2 protein-coding genes and 1 riboswitch are annotated in these 1,655 nt (G+C 31.6%); both genes read right to left on the bottom strand.

The window, feature by feature from the left end; genetic code table 11:
• Positions 1–97: 97 nt before the first annotated feature.
• Positions 98–244 (bottom strand): hypothetical protein, encoded by a 147-nt coding sequence (locus AC1DRF_RS26585; RefSeq protein WP_477742141.1) that lies wholly within the window; start codon positions 242–244, stop codon positions 98–100.
• A 48-nt stretch (positions 245–292) separates the two neighbouring features.
• Positions 293–371: riboswitch (ZMP/ZTP riboswitch) on the bottom strand.
• Positions 372–572: 201 nt separating this feature from the next.
• A complete protein-coding gene (locus AC1DRF_RS26580; RefSeq protein WP_477742140.1) occupies positions 573–1,502 on the bottom strand; it encodes a DUF3298 and DUF4163 domain-containing protein in 930 nt (309 codons plus the stop codon).
• Positions 1,503–1,655 lie beyond the last annotated feature (153 nt).

Raw genomic sequence — 1,655 nt, 5'->3', positions numbered from 1 at the left:
GGGTTGATAATGTTTCCATTTGAATAGATTTTGCTTTTCCATACTGATCACACACCTTTTTTAGAGTAATAGTATCAGTATGTCCGAGTTTAGGAGATTAATGAAAATGGCCTTGAAGTTTTTGCACCAGAACCATATAACTCGCTTCTCCATTTAAGATTTTAATAGGCGTGTTTTTAGCATTCTGAACTTTAGCTTTACTTTGATTTGGATTCATTCCGTATCGTAAACCAATTTCTTTCACTTGAAAATCTCCTTTCTAAATAATAAAAGTATTTGAACTCATGTTCAAATACTTTGCCCAGGCGTACGGCCGTTATCTATGTGCTTCCTCATGGTCCTCCATGTTTACGCCAGTAACACATAGTCTGTTTTATAAGAAAATTTCACATAATAAAAGTAATTTTAACAATACTTTTATCCAAATTTTTCTTTTTAAATTATATATTATATACTAATCTAATTTACATAACAGGTATTTCTAGGAATGAAAGAGAAGGTTAAGAACTATCAACCTAGCTCTTAACCTTCTCTAATGTTCTGGAATGATTAAAGCAGATGGTAATTCTATATTACTTAAAAATAGAATATGGAACTTTGAAGAAACTAATACCGTTAGCATAAGGTCCGTATTCATATTCACCAAATATAATTACAATGCCACCGTTCGTGTAATAAAACTGGTCTTGAGTTAAGTTCACTGATTTGAAATCTTCAACCCAGAATTGAGCGCCTTTTTTATTACGAGCAAWCATTTGTTCGCGGATATATTTATTTACTTTATCTAATTGCTTTTGATTTGTAATGACATCTTTCAAACTAAGTTGTTTAGCCGTTAATAAATTATAATTGTAAGTATCAATCCAAGTCATACCATGTGCACCGCCAGAGTACTGATCATTCGTAACAGAAATACTTAAAATATTATCTTGATTGTAAGGTACAGAGTATTTCATATTTTGATAATAAGGACCTGGTGACCAACCGTTTTCGCTGTCCTTCTTTTCCTGTTCTTTTAATTCTTTATTTGCTTGCTGAGTTTCTTTAGCAATGTTTAAGAATTTTCTATTAAAACTAGCCTCAAATGGTTTATTAAAAAGGCCTGATGCTTCTGGATAGCTAATATTGCTTGCTAATGATTTTTTTGTAATGGTTATTCCTAAGGCCTGTACCTTGTCACTAGGTGCTCTCTCATACTTGATGCTAGACGATTTTTGAGCATATAAATCTTTGGATACACCGTAAATCCCATCGTATTTTCCAGAATAAGAATAAACACGATATATTTGACCTTTTGATACTTTTTTAGCTGCTACTAATTTATTATTTTTAATATTGTACAAACTAGTATCCTTTAACATTGTAACGCGTCCTATTTGTCCTTTGACGAGCTCCTGATTTCCCCACATTACTTTTGCTTCTGCCTTTGAATATGGAACAAGAGGTGAGAATAATAAAGCAAAAACTAAAATAGTTGCTATAACTTTCTTAAAACCTTTCATAAATGAACCTCCTGAAATGTTTTGTGGGGCTTTGATTCATTCTACAAACCCCAATGGAATATAACACAAATAACAGTAAATAATGATTATTTATATTTAAATCTAGTTAACATAATCATTTTTCCCGAACAAAAGAGGGTTCTGGTACAAAGT

The sequence above is a fragment of the Priestia sp. P5_B4 genome (genome assembly GCF_056400385.1).
Note: the sequence above shows the minus strand (reverse complement) of the source record. Positions and strands in the feature narration are given on the sequence as shown.